This is a genomic window from Kitasatospora acidiphila (genome assembly GCF_006636205.1).
Lineage (GTDB): Bacteria > Actinomycetota > Actinomycetes > Streptomycetales > Streptomycetaceae > Kitasatospora > Kitasatospora acidiphila.
The window spans coordinates 4,608,938-4,631,459 of sequence record NZ_VIGB01000003.1 but is presented as its reverse complement, the minus strand read 5'-3'; the positions used below and the strand labels follow the sequence as shown (position 1 = coordinate 4,631,459).

Annotated in this window: 22 protein-coding genes and 1 pseudogene; 3 read left to right on the top strand and 20 right to left on the bottom strand. The window is 70.5% G+C overall.

Annotation, left to right across the window (positions count from 1 at the left end):
- Position 1: 1 nt before the first annotated feature.
- The 8 genes from E6W39_RS21905 to E6W39_RS21865 form a co-directional block, all read right to left on the bottom strand.
- The gene (locus tag E6W39_RS21905; protein ID WP_141634964.1) at positions 2–757 is read right to left on the bottom strand and encodes a phosphotransferase family protein; all 756 of its coding nucleotides are present in this window, start codon (positions 755–757) and stop codon (positions 2–4) included.
- Between the two features lie 6 nt (positions 758–763).
- Positions 764–1,243: an NUDIX domain-containing protein gene (locus tag E6W39_RS21900; RefSeq protein ID WP_141634963.1), complete on the bottom strand. Its 480-nt coding sequence runs from the start codon at positions 1,241–1,243 to the stop codon at positions 764–766.
- Between the two features lie 27 nt (positions 1,244–1,270).
- Entirely contained in the window at positions 1,271–2,842 is a 1,572-nt protein-coding gene (locus E6W39_RS21895) for a glycosyltransferase family 2 protein (protein WP_141634962.1), read from the bottom strand.
- Positions 2,839–3,867 carry a glycosyltransferase family 4 protein gene (locus E6W39_RS21890; protein WP_141634961.1) on the bottom strand — a complete coding sequence of 343 codons (1,029 nt, stop codon included), beginning with the start codon at positions 3,865–3,867 and terminating at the stop codon, positions 2,839–2,841. Before E6W39_RS21890 ends, E6W39_RS21895 begins: the two co-directional genes overlap by 4 nt.
- Positions 3,852–4,412: a P-loop NTPase family protein gene (locus E6W39_RS21885; protein ID WP_228718280.1), complete on the bottom strand. Its 561-nt coding sequence runs from the start codon at positions 4,410–4,412 to the stop codon at positions 3,852–3,854. Before E6W39_RS21885 ends, E6W39_RS21890 begins: the two co-directional genes overlap by 16 nt.
- A complete protein-coding gene (locus E6W39_RS21880; RefSeq protein ID WP_141634960.1) occupies positions 4,409–5,446 on the bottom strand; it encodes a P-loop NTPase family protein in 1,038 nt (345 codons plus the stop codon). Before E6W39_RS21880 ends, E6W39_RS21885 begins: the two co-directional genes overlap by 4 nt.
- Before the next feature lie 41 nt (positions 5,447–5,487).
- Positions 5,488–6,903, bottom strand: a complete 1,416-nt coding sequence (locus E6W39_RS21875) for a protoporphyrinogen/coproporphyrinogen oxidase (protein ID WP_228718279.1) — start codon at positions 6,901–6,903, stop codon at positions 5,488–5,490.
- A 331-nt stretch (positions 6,904–7,234) separates the two neighbouring features.
- Entirely contained in the window at positions 7,235–7,597 is a 363-nt protein-coding gene (locus E6W39_RS21865) for an ATP-binding protein (RefSeq protein ID WP_181799384.1), read from the bottom strand.
- 321 nt (positions 7,598–7,918) lie between these two features.
- On the opposite strand from E6W39_RS21865, the gene E6W39_RS21860 reads away from it, so the two are divergent.
- Together E6W39_RS21860 and E6W39_RS21855 are read left to right on the top strand one after the other, a co-directional pair.
- Positions 7,919–9,301, top strand: coding sequence for a Tat pathway signal protein (locus E6W39_RS21860; RefSeq protein WP_228718278.1), 1,383 nt, complete (start codon positions 7,919–7,921; stop codon positions 9,299–9,301).
- Positions 9,302–9,314: 13 nt separating this feature from the next.
- A complete protein-coding gene (locus E6W39_RS21855; protein WP_141634957.1) occupies positions 9,315–9,806 on the top strand; it encodes a TrmO family methyltransferase domain-containing protein in 492 nt (163 codons plus the stop codon).
- A 156-nt stretch (positions 9,807–9,962) separates the two neighbouring features.
- On the opposite strand, the gene E6W39_RS21850 is transcribed toward E6W39_RS21855, so the two are convergent.
- From E6W39_RS21850 to E6W39_RS21820, 7 genes are all read right to left on the bottom strand, one after another.
- The gene (locus tag E6W39_RS21850; protein ID WP_141634956.1) at positions 9,963–10,535 is read right to left on the bottom strand and encodes an HNH endonuclease; all 573 of its coding nucleotides are present in this window, start codon (positions 10,533–10,535) and stop codon (positions 9,963–9,965) included.
- A 311-nt stretch (positions 10,536–10,846) separates the two neighbouring features.
- Positions 10,847–12,598 carry a relaxase/mobilization nuclease domain-containing protein gene (locus E6W39_RS21845; RefSeq protein ID WP_141634955.1) on the bottom strand — a complete coding sequence of 584 codons (1,752 nt, stop codon included), beginning with the start codon at positions 12,596–12,598 and terminating at the stop codon, positions 10,847–10,849.
- The gene (locus E6W39_RS21840) at positions 12,595–13,191 is read right to left on the bottom strand and encodes a plasmid mobilization protein (protein WP_141634954.1); all 597 of its coding nucleotides are present in this window, start codon (positions 13,189–13,191) and stop codon (positions 12,595–12,597) included. The genes E6W39_RS21845 and E6W39_RS21840 overlap by 4 nt, the downstream gene beginning before the upstream one ends.
- A gap of 386 nt (positions 13,192–13,577) precedes the next feature.
- Complete coding sequence (locus E6W39_RS21835) at positions 13,578–14,534, bottom strand: DUF2637 domain-containing protein (RefSeq protein WP_181799383.1); 957 nt, start codon at positions 14,532–14,534, stop codon at positions 13,578–13,580.
- Positions 14,535–14,626: 92 nt separating this feature from the next.
- Positions 14,627–15,625 (bottom strand): helix-turn-helix domain-containing protein, encoded by a 999-nt coding sequence (locus tag E6W39_RS21830; RefSeq protein ID WP_141634953.1) that lies wholly within the window; start codon positions 15,623–15,625, stop codon positions 14,627–14,629.
- Positions 15,626–16,079: 454 nt separating this feature from the next.
- On the bottom strand, positions 16,080–16,433 hold the full coding sequence (locus tag E6W39_RS21825) for a hypothetical protein (RefSeq protein WP_141634952.1): 354 nt from the start codon (positions 16,431–16,433) through the stop codon (positions 16,080–16,082).
- Between the two features lie 559 nt (positions 16,434–16,992).
- A complete protein-coding gene (locus E6W39_RS21820; protein WP_141634951.1) occupies positions 16,993–18,432 on the bottom strand; it encodes a recombinase family protein in 1,440 nt (479 codons plus the stop codon).
- Between the two features lie 23 nt (positions 18,433–18,455).
- Between E6W39_RS21820 and E6W39_RS21815 the strand changes: the two are divergent.
- A pseudogene (locus E6W39_RS21815) lies at positions 18,456–18,887 on the top strand (aminotransferase class I/II-fold pyridoxal phosphate-dependent enzyme); the annotation flags it as partial.
- Positions 18,888–19,024: 137 nt separating this feature from the next.
- Here E6W39_RS21815 and E6W39_RS21805 read toward each other — a convergent pair.
- The 5 genes from E6W39_RS21805 to E6W39_RS39560 form a co-directional block, all read right to left on the bottom strand.
- Complete coding sequence (locus tag E6W39_RS21805; RefSeq protein ID WP_141634950.1) at positions 19,025–19,345, bottom strand: hypothetical protein; 321 nt, start codon at positions 19,343–19,345, stop codon at positions 19,025–19,027.
- Between the two features lie 190 nt (positions 19,346–19,535).
- Positions 19,536–20,678 (bottom strand): ATP-grasp peptide maturase system methyltransferase, encoded by a 1,143-nt coding sequence (tgmC, locus tag E6W39_RS21800; RefSeq protein ID WP_141634949.1) that lies wholly within the window; start codon positions 20,676–20,678, stop codon positions 19,536–19,538.
- Positions 20,675–21,643, bottom strand: a complete 969-nt coding sequence (gene tgmB / locus E6W39_RS21795) for an ATP-grasp ribosomal peptide maturase (protein ID WP_141634948.1) — start codon at positions 21,641–21,643, stop codon at positions 20,675–20,677. The genes tgmC and tgmB overlap by 4 nt, the downstream gene beginning before the upstream one ends.
- A gap of 4 nt (positions 21,644–21,647) precedes the next feature.
- Positions 21,648–21,923, bottom strand: a complete 276-nt coding sequence (tgmA, locus tag E6W39_RS21790; protein ID WP_141634947.1) for a putative ATP-grasp-modified RiPP — start codon at positions 21,921–21,923, stop codon at positions 21,648–21,650.
- Between the two features lie 54 nt (positions 21,924–21,977).
- Positions 21,978–22,403 (bottom strand): ATP-binding protein, encoded by a 426-nt coding sequence (locus E6W39_RS39560; RefSeq protein ID WP_181799382.1) that lies wholly within the window; start codon positions 22,401–22,403, stop codon positions 21,978–21,980.
- Positions 22,404–22,522: the final 119 nt, after the last annotated feature.

Sequence of the window (22,522 nt, the reverse complement as noted above, 5' to 3'; positions counted from 1 at the left end):
GTCACGAACGCCCCCGGAACTGGGGCCTGCTACCAAGCGCCAAGGCTCGGTCGGCAAGGCGGTGGATCCGCCAGTAGAGATCGAGCCGGTCCTCCGCGCCCGGGCCTTGGCTGGCCGCCTGGCCCGCGACCGTCGCCGTGTCGATGTGGCGCAGGCGGACCGCGAGGCGGGCCAGGTCGGAGAGGGGGTCTCCGAAGGCGGCGAGTTCCCAGTCGAGGAGGAGGCGGGTGCCGTCGGGTTGGCGGACCAGGTGGCCGAGTTGCAGGTCGTGGTGGAGGAGCCGGGGTTCTGGGTTGGGTGCGAGGGCGTCGAGTTGGTCGTGGAGTTTGGCAGCCTCGGGGGCCAGATGGGGTGCTGCGGAGGTGTAGTGGGCGAGGCGGTCGTGGAGGTAGCTGGGCCAGGTCGGGTAGCGGCGGGCGCCGGCGAGGCGGCCGAAGTGGGTGCCGGAAATCTGGTGGATGGCGACGAGGGGTTCGGCGAGTTCGTCGAGCAAGTGCTCGGCCGGTATGGGGTCGGGGTGGACCGCGGTCTGGGCGGTCCACCCCGGGTGGTCGTCGGGGGCGGTGGCGAGTAGGCGTGGGGCGGGGATGTGGTGGGCGGCGAGCAGGCGGAGGGCGGCGGCCTCATTGGCGGCTCGGGCAGGGTCGCCGTAGTGCTTGAGGACGTAGGGGGCAGGCTGGTCGACGTACCAGACGCGGTTGGCCTGGCCGGTGGTGATTTCGCGGGCGCCGGACGGGACGCGGCCATCAAGGTACATGTGAGCTCAGGCGACGTCGCCGAGGTAGGGGGTGTCCGGGTCTCCGATCGCAAGGCCGGCGATGGGAGCGCGGAGGGCGTGGGGCAGCAGGTTGACGGTGGTGACCTTGTCGAGCGGGACCCATTCGAGGCCGGTCTGCAGGTCGTCGGCCTGGTGGCCGCCGAGGCGGCCGGGGTCACTGGTCGGGGTGCACTTGAAGATCGCTTCGATGCGGTGGGTGCCGGCCTCCGTGTCGGCGTGGTCGTGGTTGGCGCCGATGTACTCGCGCAGCCACAGCAGCTTCTCGACCTGGATGGTGAGGCCGGTCTCCTCCTCGACTTCGCGGCGGGCGGTGTCGGCGAGGGCCTCGCCGGGGTTCTGACCGCCGCCGGGGAGGAAGTAGCAGTCCTGGCCCTCCCAGTTGGCGGCCTGGAGGAGGACCTGGCCGGCGTGGAGGACCACGGCCTTGGCAGCGGTGCGGATGGTGACGGTGACGGGCTCGGACATCGTGCTCTCCTGTGACCTGATGATCTATCAGCGCTCAGTCTTGCCGAACTTGGCAGGCCGACCGGCGAGTTTGCGAAGGATGAGTCGCCAGGGGCCAACAAGTCGTACGAATGGCTGCAGCGGGCTGGCTGCGATGAGTAGGGCTGGGCGCACCGGTCCTGGCGTCGGCGGCCGGGTGGCCGAGGCAGGCGGGGTGACGGCGTCGTGCAAGGCGGGCGCGAGGCGGAGGAGCCGGGCGGTGAGGAGCGGGCCATGGAGTACGAGTCCGGCGGCGGCGATCACGGTCCAGATGGGTCCTGCCCACCAGGCGCTGGCGGTGGCGGCAGCGGCGAGCGGGGCGCCCAGCAGCCAGGCGGCCTCGTCTGCCCATTCACGTAGGACCAGAACGGCCTTGGCAGTGCGGGAGAGCGTCGAGGCCTTGTGGGCAATGGCGCGTGCGTGCAAGTCGGGGCGGCTGGATGCGGTGAAGGCCAGGGCATGGAGGTTGGTCAGCCCGGCAGGCTCCACGTAGGGCTCGTCCAGGACTGCCACCGTGCTCGGAGCGAATGCGGCACCGAGCAGGGAGAGGCGATGGCCAGCGCCGAGGTCTTCCATAGGTTCGGGGAAGCCTCCGATGGCTTCGAGGGCGGGCAGTTGCACGGCCAGGCCGCAGCCGACGCCGTAGATCATCGGGCGCAGTGCGGTCCGCACGAAGGCGGGAAGGGGCGCGGTGGTCAGGTAGTGGTGCAGCCAGATGCGGGCCAGCTCGATGCCGAGCGAGCGGCGCAGCTGGTAGATCCACTCGCCGGTGAGGAGGGCCCCGGTGGCGCCGGCGGGGAAGGGTCGGCGGCCGAGGAGTGGGAGGCGTTGTTGCTGGATCGCCTCAGGGGCGCGGCCGGTGCGGGCGCGGTGCTGGTGGGCGGCTTCGGCGAAGGCGTGCAGGGTGCGGGCGTCGGGGATGGCGTCGGCGTCGTAGACGGCCAGATAGGTCTGGGCAGCGTCCTCGACGGGGTTCCATCCGTACTCGTGGAGGATCGAATCGAGTTGGCTCACGGCGTAGTTGAGCTGGCCAGCCTTGCGGCCACCTTGGTTCGGTTGGTGCAGGTGGATGAGCGGGAGCGGCCCGGCGGTTGGGCGGGTGGCTTCGACGATCTGGGCGGTGGTGGGTTCGGAGTTCACCAGGGCGGTGAGCGCGGTACCGCGATCGGTGGCGAGTGCGGCGGTGAGCTCCTGGGCGGCCGGTTCGCAGCGGGCGGCTGGGAGTAGGCCGCGCAGGTCCGCGGTAGTGAGTGGCCGCTGCCTGGCCAACTCTGTGGCTTCGGCCAGGCGTTGATCGCGGGCGATGGTTTCGCGTTCGGTGGTGATGACAACGACCGCGGCACGGCCCGGTGGGTAGTCGAGCGAGGTGAAGGCCGCGATGGTCTCGGGCGCGACGGCCTGTTCCCGGAGCATAGGGAGCAGGACGACCAGCCAGGGGGCGGGCGCGGCGGCGTGGTCGTGGCGGCGGGCGACGGTCAGGAGCCAGCGAGCGCTGCTCTCAGTGGCGAGGTAGGCCCAGATCGCTCGGGCGAGGATGACGGTGACCAACACGGGGACGGCGAAGTCGAACCAGAGTGTCACTGGTCAGCCACCAACTTTCGGTAGACGTCTCGGACTTGCTCCGCAACGGCGGGCCATGCGAACTGCTCGGCACGGGCTCGTGCAGCTGCCCGACGGGCTCGGTCGGCGGCGGTGCCGGTCTCGGCGAGCAGGCTCTCGACGGCTTCGGTGGCCGCAACGGGGTCGCCCGGTTCCGTGAGGAGCGCTGCGGAGCCGGTGTAGGAGCTGATGCCGCCGACGTCGGTGGCGACGACCGGGGCGCCGCAAGCCATCGCTTCGAGCAGGGCATTGTTGGCGGTGGCGTCGATGAGCGGCAGGAGCACGGCGGCGGCGCGCTGGTAGAGGTCGACGAGTACTGGCTCAGCGACGTTCTCCAGCACGCGGACAGCCGGGTGCCAGCGGTGGGCGGCGGCCTCACGGGTGACGACAACGAGGTCGACTTCGTCGCCATAGCGCCGGTGCAGGCGCCAGTGCACGGCATCCAAGACGTCCCAATCGCGGAGCCACCAGCCGACGGTCAACACCATTGGCCGATTGCCGGGTTGGAGTGGTTGGCCGGGTCTGAAGGCTGCAGTGTCGATGCCGTGGGGCACGAGGTGGACGCGCTGCTCCGGGAGGTGGTCGGCGAAGAACGCCTGTTGCGTGGGGTCCAGGGTGATGACGTGGGCCGCTCGCGGGAGGAGGCTGCGCCACGTGGCCGACGGCAAGAGGCGGGCCAGGTGCCGGGCGGGCTGGTGGTAGGTGACCGCGGTTGGGGCGGTGCGGTGTTGGGAGAACCAGAACTGCTCGTCGCCGTAGAGGACATGGGCGGGCCTGGGGTCCGCCAGGATGCGGATGTCGGTGGCGAAGTGCCTGGCCGGATAGAACGGCAGCGGGCACAAGCGGCGGCCGACCAGGTGTCCGACGCTGGCCAGGCTCCGGGCGAGCGGGGTACTGGGCGGGCCGATGCGGCGGGTCTCAGGGAGGTAGTCGAGGAGGCGGTCGTAGCCGCCGTGGGTGCTGTGCCACGGGACGCGGACGACGGAGGCGATCACTTCGCGGGGCATCGGGCCTCCCAGCGTTCGGGCAGCAGGTCGAGGTGGTGCAGGGCCGGGGCCAGGGTCGCGGCCTCGCGCAGGTGCAGGACCGGGCGCCCGGAGGCGGCGAGGTCGTCCCTCCAGCGGCGACGGTGCCGGTGGTGGTGGACCGGTCCCCACCAGAGGATCGAGTCGCGGGCGATGAGGTGGCTCCAGGTCTCGCGGTTGCCGGCGAAGAGTTCGTGGCCGTGCCAGGCGCGTCGCAGCGAGCGGTTGAGCAGACGGGGCAGGCAGGTGCGCAGCGGCAGGTCGAGCCAGATGGTGAGCTCGGCGCAGTTGGTGATCGTTCCGCCGACATCGCCGCCGTAGTTGCCGTCCGTGATCCACCGGTCCTGGGCGATCGCCTGGTGAACTCGGTCGTGGAAGACGTCGGTCGGCACGGGGGTCCAGCGCGGCCCCCAGAACAGTAGGTCGAGGTCGATGTGAGGCAGGCCGGTGTGGTGGGCGATGGCAGCGGCCAGGGTGGACTTGCCGGATGCAACCGGTCCAACGAGTGCGATCCTCTGCGGTCTCATCCCAGCCTCCCAAGGACGCAGTCCGCCAGGCGGTGGAGCAGGTCAGGGCATTGCACTCCGGCAGTCACGTGCAGGACAGGGACGCTGTCAGCGAGCGAGTCAAGCAGCTGGTCCGCCTGCTGCTGCAGAGCGTCGATGCTGGTGGACTGCGGCGTGAGCCAAGGCTCCAGCCAGTCTTCGTCGTACGGCGTGCAGCAGGCGGTGGCCAGTTGGCGCCGGGCGGTGCACCGGTCGAAGGGACGCGCTGTGGGCGGCTGCTGGTCGGCGGTGAGCTGGGGCATGACGACCAGTGCGAGCGGGGCGCTCTCCCGTACCGCGACGCCGAAGGCCCCGGCGAACTCGGCTGGAGTGAGCGCCGCCTTCCCGGCGGGGCCGAGGTGATCAGGGACGGCGAGTCGGCGGTCTGCTGTGATCGCCGGCGGCAGCGCGCCGATGGTGCCGGAGCCGATCCGCACCGACAGCGGAACGCCGAGCACGTGGGTCGCCTCCTCGTCGACGGCCGCGCGGTCGGCGGCAATCAGATCCGCGCCGGCGTACGCGGCAAGGGCGCTCAGCACGGTCGTCTTGCCCGCGCCTGAAGTACCCGCGAGCAACACACCGCGGCCGCCAACTGCAGCGGCCGCCGCGTGGAAGACCGCCCAGCCGCGCTCCTGCGCGCACCGCAAGGCGGCCTCGCGGATAACGCGCATCAGATAGCGCTCACCGCGCTCGGCACCGGGGCGGAGCAGGATATGAATGCGTCCACCCTGGTCCCTGGCGTAGAGGTGGTCCTCACACCGGCCCGCGCCGTGGGGCTGGCGCCACCACGTGACGTCGCCGATCTGGGCGAGGTGGTACGGCTCTCCACGGAACGGAATGACCGTTCGATACGGCAGCGCGGCCAGGCGCTCCAGACGGTCGTTGAACAGCCCGGTATCGTGGCGGACCGTAATCGACATGCGCGGGTGTTCGCACTCCCCGACACGACCGAGGGTGGCGGAGAAGTCCGCCAGGTGAGCGAGCTGGTCGGCCGCGAAGGAGCGGTCGACGTCCAAGGCGAAGCGGTGCCCGCCGAAGCGGACTTCCTGAAGTCCTGTCATGACCGACTGCCGACCATCGCGGCGTCCCTGTGCGGCGTGGGAACCAGCTCCTCGGCAGCCCCCGTAACCAGGCGGTGGGCGATGTCGATGCCCATCTTCACGGCGTGGTCCATGTTGCCGATTTCGTAGCGCCAGGTGCCGAACCGGCCGCGGGAGTGGATGCCGTGCGCCTCAAGCCAAGGCGTGATCTCGGCGAGCGCCTGGTCGCGAGCCAGTGTCGGCACCGGGTAGGCGTACGGGATGACTTCCACGTGCGCGCTGGCCAGCGGTGCTTGCTCGGGCACCAGGCCGTGGCGGCGCAACGCCTCGTCGCAGGACCGTGTCAATGCCTCCGGCTCGAAGGACTGGTCGGCTGGGAACGAGGTCTCCGTCATCCACGAGCAGTAGGCCGAGGTGTCGCCGCCGGGCACGTTGGCCGGGGCGTACTTGCTGAAGTTGGTGGCCCGGTAGAACGGCACGTCGGCGTGCGGGAAGTAGAGCCACGAGCGCCGGTCCATCGTGGGAGCGCGGTACCCGAGGCCCACCATCGCCACTGTGTTGTGCCGCAGTCGGGCTGCCGCCCTGCGGACCTGGTCCGGCGCGCTGGCGGTGCAGGCGACGAGCTGGTCGAGCGGCATCGTGGTGACCAGGTGGTCGTAGTCGACGACCTCCCGGCCGGCCAGGACGACGCGGCGCTCCTCCGCATCGATCGCCACGGCTCGGGCGCGTGTATGGACCCGGTCGCCGAGCCGGGCGGCCAGTCGCCGCCACACCTCTCCGGTGCCTCCGTGGGTGGGGAAGGCAAAGGTGGCGTTCGGGCCCCACGTGCTGTGCGGGCGACGCAGCCCCAGGACGGTGGCAAGGGCTCCACCGAGGCTGGCCGGCGCAACTCGTTCCGCGACCCAGCCCGCGCTCATCTCCCTGGGCGCCACGGACCAGACCTTCGTGTTGTACGGGCCGAAAAACCGCTCCACCATCGGCGTCCCGTAGGCGGCTTGCAGCCAGCTCTCGAAGTCGTCCGCGGCCCGCTGGTGGTCAGCCCTGCCACGCAGCCGCACGGCAGCGAGCCCGGCCAGGCAGGCGAGCGCGTCCAACGACGGGAGAGCGCCGAGGTGCTGCTGAAAGGGGTAAGGCACCCAGCGGTTGCCGAACCGGACGTACGACGAGCGGTCGTGGACCAACAGCTCGTCGCTGCTGAAGAGTTCTGCCAGCAGCCGGTCGAACTCCCCGAAGTGCGAGAAGACGACGTGCCCTCCGAGGTCCCAGGTGAAGCCCTCCTCATCTACTACGGAGGAGGCAAGGCCGCCGACGGTATCGCGGGCCTCCAGCACCACCCAGTTGCGGTGCCCGAGCTGCCGCAGGGCATCGGCGCACGCGAGCCCGCAGGGGCCGGCGCCGAGGACGACGATTCGATCGTCGTGACCAGCGGTCACGGGTAGGAACATGATCGACCTCTCTCCTGACGGGGTACGGATGCTTGGTGCGGGTCCGCCGAATTGCGCTCGGCGGACCCGCACCAAGGTGTTGACGACCTACCGGCCCGGGAACGGCGGCTCCGGGATCGGGGGCGGCGGGGGCGCGGGAGGTGGTGGCGGCGGAGGCTGCGGGGCCTGCCAGCCGGCCACCCCGGTGCGGTGCGACATGTGGTTCACCTCCTCCCACTCCTGAGCGAGTACGAGGAATGGCTCCAGCAGGAGCCGTCTGTCCCCGCCACGGCCGGTCGCCGGCCAGTTGGCGGGAGCTCTCCGGGATCACCGGACGTGGTCACATCGCTCGTGCCGGTCTCGTGCGGGCCGTGACCTGCGCCCACACGACCTTGCCGAAGGGCTTCAGGTCCACGCCCCACCGATCGGACATGCTGTCGACCAGCGCCATCCCCCGGCCGCGCTCCTCGTTCAGGCCGGCCTGGATGAGGAGGGGGAGCTCACAGGAGAAGTCCTGCACGCTCACCCGAACGGTCCGCTCATCCCGCGCGAGCCGCACGACGATCCGCGTGCAGCCGGTGTGCCGGACCGCATTGGTGACCAACTCGCTAACCAACAACCTCGTGCTGTCGGTGAGTTCGCCCAGCCCCCAGCCCCGCAGCGTCTCGTCGACCAGTCTCCGGGCGGCCTTCACGGTCTCCAACCGGCACGGCATCCTCCGCGCCACCCGGTCGGTCGTGGCCGACGGGGTGAACGTCCCTGCGGTCATCATCATCTCCTCGGCTTAGGTGCTCCGAGACCCGCGCGGCCGGAGCGTCCCGGCACGCACCCTCGACATGGGGACCACCGCGCGGCTGGTGAACGGGAGCAGATCCATACGGCGTGGACTGCCCCCACCACTCGGCCGGTGCGGCCAGTCACTGGAGCGGCATGCAGTTAGTGAACTGCCGAACCGCTACCAGGAGTACGATGCTGGACACCCAAAGTGGTTTATCCGGTTTAACGTCCCGTCAGGAGGTGGGCGTTGGCACCAGGGCGAGAACCGAACCAGAAGCTGCGGGCAGTCATCACCGAGACCAAGCTCCCGGGTGACGCGATCGCACGCCTGGTCAGAAGGGTGGCGGCTGAGCACGGTGAGGTGCTGGAGACCAACAAGTCGGGCATCACACAGTGGAAGAACGGCGTCCAGCCGGCCGGGAACGTCGGCGTCTACTTGGCTGAGGCGCTGAGCCGTGCCCTCGGAAACCAGGTCATCACGCTCGAAGAGATCGGCCTGACCGCCCCTGCCACCCGCGCCCCCGACTGGGACGCCGATACCCTGAGTGCGCTGGCCGAACTCGGGAGATCCGACGTGGACGTGGAACGCAGGCAGGCGCTGGGCACGGCGGTCTACTCGGTGGCCGCCCTATCGCTGCCCAGTGATGACTGGTGGCCTCGGATGGCCAACCGCGGCACCACCCGTGGTGCCACCGCGACCCGGCGGGTCGGCCGCGGGGACCTCGCGGCGGTCCGCGAGATGACCACCCTGTTCTCCCAGGTCGACCAGCGGCGCGGCGGTGGCCACGCCTGGACATCCGTGGTGCAGTACCTGACCACCGATGTCACCGCCTACCTGCAAGGGAAGTTCACCGACGAGCGGATCCGCCGCGAACTCTTCTCGGCGGCCAGCGAACTCGCCTACCTCACCGGCTGGATGGCCTTCGACGGCGGCCGGCACCCAACCGCCCAGCGCTACTTCACCGAGGCGGTCAAGCTCGCCGCCGAAGCGGGCGACGCCCCGATGGCCGCCCACGTCCTGCGAGCCATGGCCCACCAGGCGATCGACCTCGGCCACCACCAGCAGGCTCTGAACCTCGCCACCGCATCCGTCGAAGGCGACCGCTACGCCCTCGCCTCGCCGCGCGAACGGGCCCTCCTCGGCGTCGTCCATGCCCGCAGCCTGGCCGTCTCCGGACGCCGGAACGCCGCCTCCAAGGCGCTGCTGCGGGCCGAAGACGACCTCGCCGCCGCCGACAGCGGTATCGAGGAGCCGGACCGGGTGTTCTTCTTCGGCGAGGCAAGCCTGGCCCACGAAACCGCCTGTGCCCTGCGGGACATAGGAGACCTGGGCGGCTCGGTGCGGGAGTTCCAGCGCAGCGTCCGCACCCGCAAAGCGACCGCCTTCACCCGCACCCACGCCGTGACCCTCGGGTACCTCGGGTCCGTACACTCCCAGCTCAACAACATCGAACAGGCCTGCGCCACCTGGTCGCAGGCCCTCGACGCCATGGACGGCATCCGCTCCGGCCGCACCCGCCAGGCCGCCGCCGACATGCGCTCCCTGCTCTCCCCCTACCGCCGGCGCGGAACCACGACTGCGAGCGAGATCGATGCCCGCGCCGCCGCCTACCTGTCCGAAACCGCCTGATGAGGAGTCACTGATGGCAGACCGCGAGACGTTCGAAGTCGAGGCCCTCGGCCACGTCGTGGGCGGCCGGACCGAACCCACGGACGACTTCTGGGGCGGCACCCGGGCCATCATCCGGCTCGACGACTCCCTCTTCACCCCCGACGCGACCAAGGGCCTCGAAGACTTCTCCCACCTGGAGATCGTCTTCCGCTTCCACCTCACCGACCCCACCGACCTCAACCTCGGCGCCCGCCGCCCCCGCGACAACCCCGACTGGCCCGAGGTCGGCATCTTCGGCCACCGCAACATGCGCCGCCTGAACTGGCTCGGCGTCTCCCGCTGCCGCCTGCTCAAGGTCGACGGCCTGGACCTCCACGTCGAAGACCTCGACGCCGTCGACGGCACCCCGGTCCTCGAAGTGAAGCCCTGGTTCAGCGAGATGGGCCCGCGCGGTGAGCATCGCCAGGCGGAGTGGACCACCGTCATGCTCCGGGACTACTTCGCTCCCGCGGACCAGGGCTAACAACCACCGGTGGGCCGGGAACATCAGCGTCTCGGTGCGGCCCCCAGTACCCGCCTTGGATTGGCGCCTCGCCACATAGTGCTGATTCGCTTCTCTGGTAAGTAGTCAAACCGCAATGAGGGGCCGGGGAAGACCTCGGATGTGGCCCCAGCCCGTTCAAATCAGCTGCCTGCCAGCCATCTGCCCAGCCGCCGCACTCTGGCCGGTCCCATCAAGGGCGTCCAGATGGCGCCTCATGAAGCCCAGTAGTCTCACACGCGTGGTCGAGTCAACCACGTTGCCCAGGCTGGCAATGAAACTGCGGGCATGGGCCATCGAGGTCTCAGCGGCCCTGGCTTGGAATGCCTTCGCGGCCTCCAGAACCTCCGCTTGAACGTCCGAAACGATCTCCAGCAGCCCTGCCTCCGTCAGAGAAAGGACGTATTCGGGAAAGCACGGAGTCCGTGCATCGAGCGAGTCCCACTTCCACTCCGGAGTGTTGCGGACCAACTCCTCCTGTGCGGCCTTCCACTCCAGCGGCGCTCGTGAGCCCTTGCTGCTGTTGCACGAACGGCACGCCGGGACGAGGTTCGTGATGTCGTCCCGTCCGGCAGCGCGCACCGGGTCGACATGGTCGACGACCTCAGCGCGGGTTCCTGAGCTCCCACAGTACGTACAGAAGCCGCCGTTGGCGGCCAGGACAACCTCCCGCACCCATGAGGGAAGCTTCCTGCGTTCTCTCGTCACCATGGCCTCATAGTGACGAGAGAACGGCAGCCAAACACTCGCTCAGCCGATCCCGAGACTGAGAAAGCGAAGCCACTCTAGAATCTGCCCTCCGTCGGAGCTGAGCTACGTCATGCCCAGTCATTGGCGAGGGTCGAACGCGACTGACCTACCAAGGTTGAGGCTCCCCAGCGGGGCTTCTCGGCAGGAAGATCCCGTGGCTGCTCGGACGCCGCACGTTCTCCGAGCAGCCACGCATGGCGGTGAGCCGCTGGTTGGTGAGACCCGGTGGGCGGGTACGGGAACGGGGTTCCGTACCCGACCACCGGCGCTGGTCAACGCGTTCGGCGCGCCTGGTCGGGTCCGGCCGGGGCCGGCGGCCGGGGTGGCTGGGTAGCCGCGCCAGCCGGTGCGGTGGTGCGGCTGCGGGATAGGGCGGCGCTGGTGCGGCGGTCCTCCGCTGTGGCCTTCGGCGCGGGGGCCGGGAGGCGGGTGTTGCGGCGGATGCGCCAGGTCAGCACGGCTGCCGGCGAGTCAGCGCTCGCCAACTCGCGTTGCCCAGTGGCCTGGGTGAGCAGGGCATGCGGGTCGTGGCCTCCTGCTTCTGCTTCGGCGAGGGTGGCGGCGAGTGCCGCCCAGCCGTCATCGGCGAGCACCTGAGTGGCCTGGTCGGAGCCCAGCGCCTGGCGGACCGCTGTCTCCTGCCGGTCTCGGACCGGCTCCGGGAGCTGGCGGCCTCGGGTGTCGAGCAGGGCGAGCGGGCGTCCGGCGTGCCTGCCGTAGGCGGTACGCAGGTGCGCTGCCGCCGTATGTGCGGCCTCGGCTTGGCACTGGTGGCCTTGGGCTGCGTGCCACTTGGCGATGACGATCGCCAGCAGGACCAGGCTGGACAAGATCGTGGCGGCTGCCGCTCCCTCCTCGCCGCTGCCACCGGCGCGGCCGCCGTAGAGGAGTCCCCGGGCAGCGGAGCGCATCGCACGTACCTCTCCTCGGGCGGCGCGAGTACGGGCGACGGCCGTGTATTCGAGGGCTCGGGCAGCCTGGTTGATCTCCTTCCTGGACAGGACGGGGCTGGTGAGGGCGAGGGTGTCGAGCACCTCGATGGCGCCGCTGACCACTGCGGCAACCTGACCGGTCCGAGGGTCGTCGTCGATGGTGGCGGCGGCGCGGTCGGTGATGGTGCTGGCCCGGTACCGGACCGTGGCTGGCCGCCCCTGGTCATCCGGACGGCTGGGTGAGGGCAGGTCGACGCCGATAGCGAAGCGCTCGTGGATCTTGGGCAGGGTGAGGTCGGCAGCGAGCTTGCTACCGGAGAACCACACCGGACCACCCGGATCACCGGTGGGCAGGGCGAACTTGTAGCCGGACGCGTCACCGGAGGGTAGGCGCCGGATCTCGAACTGGATGCCCTGCACGGTGAGGCCGGCGAGGAACTCCTCCTCGGTGGCGGCGCCGGCCAGGGCCCGGCGCACACCGGCCCGCAGCTGGGCCCGCTCGGTCTCCTCCTGGCCCAGGCGCTCGGCCTTGCGCAGCTCCGGGCTCTTGGCACGCTTGGGAATCGCGGCCCGGTACTCCGGGGTGCGGGTGTCGGACAGGTCCTTGAGCCCGTACTGCCTCTCGATCTCGGTGAGCTCGGTCTCCGTCCGGTACTGGTCGCCCCGCAGGCGGGCCTGGGTCAGATCGGCACGCACGACGGTGGCGAGGATGTGGATGTGGTTGTCTCCGTGGTGCACGGCGATCCACCGGCAGCCGTCCGGGTCGCCGTCGGGGGCGATGCCGGCGGCAGCCACAATCCGGCGCGCGATGTCGCCCCACTCCTGGTCGCTCAGGTTCCGGTCGGAGGGATCGGCTCGGACCATGCGGTGGTAGACGTGCTTGTTGACTGGCCTGTTGTAGCGGACGACGTGCAGGTCGAGGATGTCCCGCAGCTGGGCCAGGGTGGCCTCGGGGTCGCGGCCCGGGTCGGGGGCGAAGCCGTCCCAGGATGCTACGAGGTGCGGGTCGGTGTGCTCGTTTCGCCTGCCCGGACCATACAGGTACTCCAGCGCCTTGAGCGTGTTCTTGCCGGAGCGGGCGGTAGTGATCACCGGCGGGCGGCCTTCGCCACGCGCATCGCCGAGGCATCGACCTGGGCAACGGCCCGGCGGGTCTCGACCACCAGCTGCTTGGCCTTGTCCAGGGTGGCCTGCGCGGGACCGTGCTCGATGCCGAGGAGAGCGTTGAGGTGGAAGCTGATCTGGTTGACGTTGCCGCCGACCCGGGCGAGCTGGAACCGGGTGGCGCCGAGCGCCTGCACAGCCTCGTCCAGCTGCTCGTCACGGGTCACCGTGTCGGCGCCGCCGGCAGTCAGGGCCTGTCGCTCCAGGTAGTCGGCCAGGTTCAGGCCGGCCTCCTGCGCGAGCTGCTTGATCTGCGTTTCACGCTCCGCGGTGCAGCGGAAGCCGAGCTTCTTCGTCTTGGGGTTCTCGTTGTCGCGTCGGCGGCGCTTGGGACGACGCGTGCTGGCACGGACAGCACGCTCAGCTCGGGCGGGCGTGAACGGCTCGACGGCGGGCATCTCCTCCTGCTTCGCCGCGCCCTCGCGGTGAAGCTCCGGTGCTGCCGCCCTCGGCAGCACCGGCACGGCCACGCCCCCCTGGGCGTGGACATCCGCGTGCGGGTCCCCGTAGGGGCCCCGCACGCACTCGCTTGCTCCGCCGTTGTCGTGGGGGTGGTCAACACCGCTGCAGTGCTGGGAGCTTACGGGCTCTTCGGGCCGGTCGTTCAGGGTCTGGCAAGCGGTGTTCACGGGGTGATGCTCCAGGCAGTGGTGATGTTGGCGGTGCAGGTGGGCGGATTCCGGGTGGCGGCCGGTTTGGTTACGCCGGGTTTTGCAAGTACGGGCGGCAACTTGAGCGGGGTCTCCGCAGACGTGGACTGCTCGCGGGCCGATTGATCCGCAGGCGGTGTCGAGTTCTGCCGGGTGTGGTTTCGACCAGCGGTGGACTTCTGCCGACTGCGGTGGGCAGTCGGCAGAAGTCGGTGTCCGGCTGACCGACCGGGTCGGTCAGCCGGACACTGCGGCGGTCAGTCAGACTCGGGGTGCTGGTGGTCCTGTCCGCCGTTCTGCTCTTCGCGGAGCCTGTTCATCACCTCGGTGAGGCGGGTACTGCCGAGCGGGAGGCCGGCCTCGCGGACCGCCTGCTCGACGATCGCCCGGGTGAGGCGGCCATGCCTGGCAACCGCGGCTCGGCCGATCTCCATCAGCTGCTCCATCGGCGCACCCGGCGGACGGCCGATCGGCTTGCCGTGTGCGGCGGGCTCAGGCTCGTCCATGTCGGACTCGTCGGATGTGTCGGCGGCTTCGGTCGGCTCGTCGGCCACCGTGTCCTCGACTTCTGCCGACTCGGGATCGGGGAGCGCATCGCTCCACTCGGCGGGCAGAAGTCCGGCAGCGGACAGCAAGGTCAGCAGGGCGTTCTCGTCACTGCGGTCTTCGACCTGCACCGGGTCGTGCCCCACGGCAGCTGGTCCGGCAGAAGTCTCGTTGAGCGGAAGGTCGTTCTGCACACCGAGCAGGGCGGAGGCGGTGTTGTGCCCGTGGCGGGAGATGAGGATGTACAGGTGGACGGCGCCGCCGAGGGCGAGCGGGGCGAGGGTGGACAGGACGCCGACGACGGTGTTGCTGAGCCTCAGCCCGGCGCTGGTGGTGGGCAGTTGGTTGAGTCGGACGGCGTGCAGGGCGTTGGCCCAGACGCTGGTGGCGGTCGCCCCGGCGAAGAGCGTCCAGGTGTACGCGCGGGCCGGCCAGTGGGCGTCACGCAGGACGAGCAGGGCGCGGACGCCGTAGGCGATGAACCCGTCGATGATCAGCGGGAACAGGTAGGTGAGCGGACCGCGGACGTGGGTCGCGGCGGCCATCTGTCGCAGGGCGTCGTAGGACAGGACGAAGCCGAGGATGCCGAGCAGGCCGACGGCGAGGCGGTCCCAGGCGGTTGCCCGGATGGACGGCGTGTGGGCAGGGGGTATTGCGGCGCTGGTCAAGGGTGGTGCTCCAGGTGGTGCGGACTGCCGGCGGGCAGGGCTCGGCAGCGGCACGGCGGGCGTGCCGAGGGACGTTGTGGGGTGATGTGCGCTCAGGCCGAGCTGATGGCCAGGCGCGTGACGCTCGTGCGCATGGCGGCTCGGGCCAGAGCGATGCCGCGTGCGGTCGCGGCTTCGCCGCCGCCGACGGCGACCGTGCGGGGTGCCAGGCCCGCGCAGGCTCGGCAGATCCCCTGGTGCGGCACGGGGTCGGCACAGGTCGGGCACTCGCTCCAGCGCGGCACAGGCGCGGGTAGGACGGCAGCAGGCTGCGCGGGTGGCGGTAGCTTGCGGACCAGCCGGTCGCGCAGCAAGGCGACCGGGGAGTGGACTCGGGCAGGCAGGCCAGGCAGTACCGCTTGCGCGAGGTCCTGCTCGCCGTGTCCCTGCTCCAGCCAGTTGGCGACCAGCGGTGCGAGCTCCAGCGCCTCCACCGCACCGACGCGCAGTCGTGGTTCGGGCCGCAGCACGCGGAACAGCGTGGCGACGGCTTCCCGCACGAACGGGTCGGCCTCCGTCGGCAGGCTGGCAGCCGAGGTGTCCTGGCTGGCCGTGTCCTGGCCGACGGCGTCGTTGGCGGTGGAGTCGCTGGAGGCTTCCCTCCCGCCCTCCCCGCCGGGTGCGTCGCCGCTGCGCGTCGGCGCTGGCGATGCGAGGCCAGGGAGGGAGGGTTCTTTCTCCCGGTCCTTTACGGGGTTGGCACCAGCCGCATCGGCCGCTGCACCACCGGAGCCCGGACCGTGGTGCCCCGGAGCGGCCGGCTGCGGGGTGTCGTACACGTGGGCAACGCTGTGGAAGGTGCCGTCGGACTGGCGGACCTTCTCCACCCGGTAGTACCCGGCTCGCGTCAGCTCCCGCAGCGCCTTGGAGACGGCGGTGCGGCCCTGGGGGCTGGTGTCGGCCAGCCGCTTGGCGTCCTCGCGCCAACCGTCATGGCGCGAGAGCAGGTCGGCGAGCAGACCGCGGGCGGTGTAGGACAGGCTCCGGTCCTGGAGCATGGCGTTGGGCAGGGCAGTGAAGCCGCGCTCATGGCGGCTACGATGGACACGCATCAGGAGTTACAGCTCCTTGTGCCGGACCCCGGAGCGTTGCCGCGCTGCCGGGGTCGCCTTTTGGTGTTGTGGACCAGGGACGCTACCACGTACTTCGTGACCAAAGAGTCCCGTTCCCAGAGACCCTGATCACACGTCAGCCCCTCGCCGCGAAGGCAGTTGGCCAACCGGCCTTCCGCGTCCAATGGCTTCCGCGAGTGCCCGTGATCGGTATCGGCTGGGTCCCGCCCAGCCACGTGCCCGTGTTCGGGGGGTGTGGTTCGCGGGGTGGGAAACGTACGCTGGGACATGGAACTCCTTGCGCGGTGTCGTGCGGCTGGCAGGCCGACGGCACCCGTGTTGATCGTTTTTGTGGGCGGTCGTCAGGGAGTCGTCTCGGCCCTTGGTGCTCCAACACCAGGGGCCGGCCCCCTTCCCGGGGCCCGCGCATCACGCGGACCCCGGGTGGGCGCGGTCAGGCCGCGCGGGCCACGGCACCGGCCGTGGCAGTCCCCAGCAGGTCGGCCAGACGAGCCGCGCTGCGGGGGCTGATCGTCGTGCGGAAACCGGAGCAGAGCCGCTCCAGCGCTCGTGCGCGCTCGTCGCCGGGCTGTCCCGAGACTGAACGGCCACTGGCAGGGCCGGTCGCGTCGGTGCCGGGGCGGCGCAGGGCGATCACGTTCCCGCCGGCTCCAGGAGAGTGAGCGGGGTGGGGGTGTGCGGGCAGGGTCAATTGAGCCTCCTCGCGGCTGGATGCGGGGCTGGCAGGCCCCTTGGGGTGCACCGGGTCGCGCGGGTTGTGGGCGGTCATCAGGAAGCCGGAGGCCACACGTCTGGTGCTCCAACACCAGGCACGGGCCGGGCGGCGTGCCGAACGCTGGCAGGCGCTCGGCACGCTCCTCGGCGGCTACGTCATGTCACGGATCCTCGCTTCAGGGCAGGCTGGGGCATCCGGCGACGGCCAGGGGCTGGCGCCGCACGCAGGAGACCACGGGGTGGCCGGTTTGGTGCGGCCGGAAGTCGGTGATAGATGGCGCGCGACCGCGCCGGGCAGGAGGACGTAGGGGCAGGAGAGATCGTTACCGGATTTCCCGCAGCCCACCTGACCTGGGGCGAAGCCCTTCTACGATGCCCGCGATCGCGGCGTTGGATCTCCTCCTCGAAATGCGACCCACCCCTTTCCTCCTCCTGGAGCCACTCGGCCCGCGCCGGGTCCGCGAAAACCACCATCGCCCACGCGCGGCTCGCCGTAGCGAGCCGGTCTTGTGGTACAGCGACAGCAGCCTCTTCGGACGACGGACCCGCTCCGGGCCTGCAAGAACCACCATCGCCTACGCGTGGCCAAACGCGTTTGGCCGATCTTGTGGTAGCGCCGTGCGACCAAGGACTCAGAGAGGGTTCTGCTCGATCCGGATGCGCTCCCAGTCCATGTACCTGCCGTACTTCGTGGGCTCGTCGATCACCACGCCGGAGAAGAGGAACCGCAGCACCGCGTTCCGGCGCTCGTCCGTCATCTCCTCGGCGAACCATGCCTGCCGAGCCCCGGCACCCGTCAGGCCGTCCAGCAGAACCATCGGCCGTACGACGACCTTGCGTTGGGCCTTCGCGATGCGGGCCTGGATCTCCTTGCGCATCTTGCGGAACTCCGCGGTGCTGATCTCCTTGGCCGTCCACATCTCGTTCAGCTCGGCGAGCTGCTGCTGGTCCGCCTCCACCGCCTCGGCGGTTTCGTCGGCCAGATTGCTGGCGGCGAGCCGGCCGTCCACCCGGAGCTTCCCGAGCAGCTCGATCGCGGCGTCCCGCACGAAGTCCTCCAGCGACTCCGCCCTGATCGAGCGGACGCACTTCTGATCGCCGTTCCGGTTCCGCCGGTTGCACTGGTACGCCGGGCCGTTCTGCTTGGCCGTGCCGGACATCAAGGTGCCGCACCGCGAGCACATCACCAGGCCGCGCAGCAGGTAGAACCGCTGCGGCGCTTTGCTCCGGCTCTCCTGGTGTGCCGCCGCGCGGTACTCGCGCCGGGTCCGGGCCTCCTCCCAGGTGCCGGGGTCGATGATGGCGGGCCAGGCGCCCCGGCCGACCTCCTCCCCCTGGTGCATGCGGATGCCGGCAACGTGGCGGGAGTCCAGCAACGCGCGTACGGTCCCGGCGTTCCACTCCTTGCCGTTGGCCGTCTCGATGCCGCGCTGGTGGAGGTCTCGCGCGATCGGGGACGGTCCCTCGCCCTTGAGGTAGCGATCGAACACCTCACGGACGATCTCGGCCTCCGCCTCGACGATCGTCATACCGCCCGGCTCGTAGCCGAACCGGCGGACTCCGCCCTGCGGCTTGCCTTCCTGGGCCCGGTCCTTCATGGCCGACTTCAACCGGCGGGAGGTGTCGTCAGACGAGCGGCAGGCGTGGGCGACTTCGATGCGCAGGATGAACCGGTCGTCCGGGTCCGAGAGATCGCGTCGATTCGCCTCGCCGTGAAGGGTGATCGCATGGTCATCGGAGACCTGGAGCAGTTCCTCCAGGTCTCGCGGCTGCCGCATGAGCCGGTCCGGGTGATAGGCGATGATGTGCTGGAAGCCCCGGTTCCGGGCCTCCTCCAGCAGTTGATCCCAGCCGGGCCGCTTACGCCTACGACTCCAGGCCGAGCGGCTGTTGTCCACGTACACGTGATCGGGGTTGATGACGAAGCCCCGCCGCTCGGCGATCTCGCGGCAGATCCGCTCCTGCCGGTCCACGCCGGTCTGGTCGTCGTCGTCCGCCTGGGATATCCGGCAGTAGATCGCCGCCGGTTGCCCGGCGGCGGAGGTTCGCAGGTCAGGGCTGGTTCGTCGCACGCGAATGAGTGTACGAACGCGGAGTGGCCTGGGTGACCGCCACCCCCGAGCTGGTCGCCGCCGTCCGCACCGCCAAGCAGTACCTCACCTACGTCAGCGCCGGCCCGTTCCAGTACGCCATCGCCGACGCCCTGCGCCTGCCCGACGACTACTTCGCCGACTTCCGCGCCGACCTGCTCCGCAAGCGCGACCTGCTCGCCGACGGGCTCTCGGCCGCCGGCTTCGGGGTCCACCAGCCCGAGGGCACCTACTTCATCACCACCGACATCACCCCGCTCGGCGAGAAGGACGGCATCGAGTTCTGCCGCACCCTCCCGGAGCGCTGCGGCGTGGTCGCCATCCCCAACGTGGTCTTCTACGACAACACCGAGGCGGGGCGCTCGCTGGTGCGGTTCACGTTCTGCAAGCGGGATGACGTCCTGACCGAGGCGGTTGCCAGGCTTCGGCAGCTCTGACGCTGATCGTCCGCCGCGGCATCGCACACGGATCCGGACCGGGCAAGGTGCGCCGGGTTGTCGAGCGCGCCTTGCCCGGCTCCACCAGTTCAAGCGACTCCGTACCCGGATGATCAGTCAGGAGCGGCTCGGCCGGATCAGACCGCGTGCCTCCACCACAGGTTCTCGCCGCCGTTCGGGCCGTCGGCGCAGTAGAAGTATTCTCCGTTGGCTCCACTGGTGTTGTTGTAGCGCATCATGTTCTGGCCCATCATCGCGTTCCAACACTCCGACCACGCGGTGTCGTACCCGTCTTGAACGGACGTCGGGGGGTTGGGGTCGGTGTAGAAGGTCTGCACGAAATCGTTGACGTAGCCGGCCGGCGCTGCCGTGGCCGTTCCCGCGCCCGCGATGATCGCCACGCTGGAAAGCGCGCCCATCATGGCCACGGCGATCGACGCTCGCTTCAGTCGCTTCATCGTTCAATGCCCTCCTCGTAGGACCGGCCGCCGCACAACCCATGTGGCCATGCCGGTGAGCGACCGACCAGTGACTTCGAACGAGCCAACTGTGCGCGACAGATGCGGCACGTACATCAGTCAAACGACTGCAAGCACGCGGCCTGTCACCGACCGCCCCGCCGGGTGAGGGGGAGCCGGCCGGGGACGGCTAGACCGGGAGGTTCCAGCCGGGTCCGTCCTCGGTGCCGATCCACACCCGCTGTCCGCAGCCGGTGATCGTGATGCCGAACTGCTCCTGGTGCGGGGCGCCGGCGTGCTGCCAGTCACGGACCGCGCTCTCGACCTGGTCCCACAGGCGCAGTGGGCCACGCTGGGTGACGGTCCATCCGCCGTTGCCGTCCGGTGCCGTGCGGGCCTGGGAACCGGTCGCGTGGTCCGCGAGGATCTGCTGGCACCCAGCGCCGATGCGTTCGGCGGACGGCGCGGCGAGCTGGGCGACCCAACTGCCGGTCCAGCTGCTGAGGATGGCCGGATCGAGGCGGGTCGAGGTCTCGTCGCCGGGCAGCAGCGCCGGGTTCTGGCGGGGCGGCCGGTCGTGCGGGCGGGCGATCATGAAGCTGGTGTAGCCGGGCAGGAACCGGCCCGTCGCCTCGCCCGGCCTGGTGACGGTCAGCAGGGCGAGGCCGTAGGCGAACATCCACCCGGAGAACGTGACCAGGATCTTCCCGCCCGGCCGGACCTGGTGGAGCCAGGCGTAGGGCAGGGTGCGGACGGCGCAGGTGGCGATCAGCCGGTCGTACGGCGCCTCGGACCGGTGGCCGGCCAGCCCGTCGCCGACGACCAGGTGCGGCGCGAACCCGGCCGCCTTCAAGGAGGCGGCAGCCCGGGCGGCCACCCCCGGGTCGACCTCGATGCTGGTGATGTTCCCGTCGCCCAGGCGGTGCGCGCCGAGTGCGGTCGAGTAGCCGGTGCCGGTACCGATCTCCAGGATCCGGTGGCCGGGCTGGACGTCGAGCTGGTGCCACGTCTGCACGACGAGTGACGGCAGGGTCGAGGATGACGACGGGGAGCCGGCAGCCGGTCCGTCCGTGTCACCTGGCCGTAGCCGCCCGTCGAGTTGGGTGATGAGGGTCTGGTTGCTGTAGACCGTCTGCAGCCAGCGGTCACCGCTTTCGGTGACGGGCTCGTAGGCGGTGGGGAACGAACCGTCGATCTCGCGGAAGTAGTCGCTGACGAAGACCTCGCGGGGGACCGCCTCGACGGCGGCGCGCCAGGCCGGGTCGGTGAGGTAGCCGTCAGCGGCCAACTGCTGGGCAAGGGCGGCACGCAGCCCGGCGGACGTGGGAGTCATGCGACAGGGCCTTTCTCTAGCTGGTCGGCGATCGCAGTGGCGATGGCACCGGTCGTCGGTGGCGGGAAGAACGCCCACTGCCCATTGCTGTTGCACTCGAGGAACCACCACCGGCCGTTCTGGTCGACGGCGAAGTCGAAGGCGCCGTAGACGAGTTGGAACCGCTCCAGATAGCGGGCCACGGAGCGGCGCACGGCGGGCGGGACGTCGATCGGGGTGTACGTGAGCAGGTGCTGGCGGCGGCGCCAGTCCAGGTCGGGGCTGTCGATCCGCACGGCGAACAGCTCGGCTCCCACGGCGGTGAGCCGCACGTCGAAGTCCTTGTCCACCCGGGCTTGGAACAGGTGCGGGCAGGCCGAGACCGCGTCGGTGATCTCGTCCGTCGCGACCGGCGCGACCCACGCCTGCACAGCGCCGCTGTCCTTGGCGTACGGGGAGTTCCACAGCGGCTTGTAGACGGCTCCGCCGCGCTGATCGGCGCAGAAGCGACGAGCATGCACGGGGTCGCTGGTGACGATCGTGTCCGGGACGGCGAACCCGGTGGCGAGCGCGGCGTCGAGCTGGGCGGGCTTGTGCTCGGCGTCCCGGATCCGCCAGGGGTGGTTCACGTAGTGGGCGCCGGGCAGAGCACCGAGGATGCCGCCGACGCCCCACTGCGCCTGGGAGCGGGCGAACGCCGCGTCCTGTCCCGCCATGCCGTCCGGGGCCTGCCAGTTCGATGGACGCCGGTACCAGACCGAACGGACCCGGTCGAGGTCGAGGGTTCGGCTGGCGGTGGTGAGGGTGCCCCGCCGTCCGCTGCCGGTGTAGCAGGCGGTCAGCGCGGCACCCTGGTGGAGATCGGCGCCGGGGTCGGCACGGACGAGCGGGACCCGGCGGTCGGCCAGGATCCGTAGGACCAGGTCGGCCGTCGCGTCATAGGGGGAGGTCAGGACCAGCACGGCCCGCTGCCGCTCTCCGGTCATGGCGTCAGTCCTGGTCGTTGGCGGTGATGCTGTCCAGGTCGGTCGGCTGGGACTGGCCTCCGCTCTGCCCGTCGCCGTCACCGCCACCGGTGCTGGTCGGGGCGCTGGTGTCGGTGCTGGTGCCGTGCTTGCCCATCTCCACGGTGCGGCCCTGCTGGTCGTGGAAGACGGCGACCTGGGTGCGCGGGTCGATCGCGGCGGTCAGCGCTGCCACCGGGGGCGTGTCGGCGTAGGGGCGCATGCGGGTGGTACCCCACGGAGCGGGGACGGTGTTCGGCATCCTGGTTTCCTTCATCTGGTGGGTGACGATGGCGAGATGAGTGGGTCCGGTGCGTCAGGCGGCCTTGACCTGCAGGTCGCACCAGGTTTCCTTGCCGAGGGTGCCGAGCGGCCGCACGCCCCAGGATTCGGCGAGTTGATCGACGAGGAGCAGGCCGCGGCCGCCCTCGCGGGTGCAACTGCCCTGGACGACCGGGAGGCTGAGGGCCGCGGCGTCCGCGACGCCGATGTGGAGGCGGTCGCCGACCAGGCGCCAGGCGACGGCGGCGGTGTCCCCGGCGTGCAGCAGGGCGTTCCCGACCAGCTCCGAGAGCACCAGGCAGGCGTCGTCGGGGTCCAGGCCCAGGCTGGTGAGGTGATCGCGGAGGCGGTGGCGGGCCGCTCGCAGGGTGGCGTCGACGACGAGCGCGATGAGGGGATCGTCGCTGGTGGTGACGGACGGACCGTCACCAGTCGTAGTTGGTACGGGAATGAGACGCATGAGGCCTCCTGTACTGGTGGACCGACCCCCCTGTGGTGTGGTGGCCCGCCCCGGTCGGACGCGTGCACGGTGCGGCGACCGGGACGGGCGGCCCGCGCGGCCTCTTCCCCAAGCTCGAC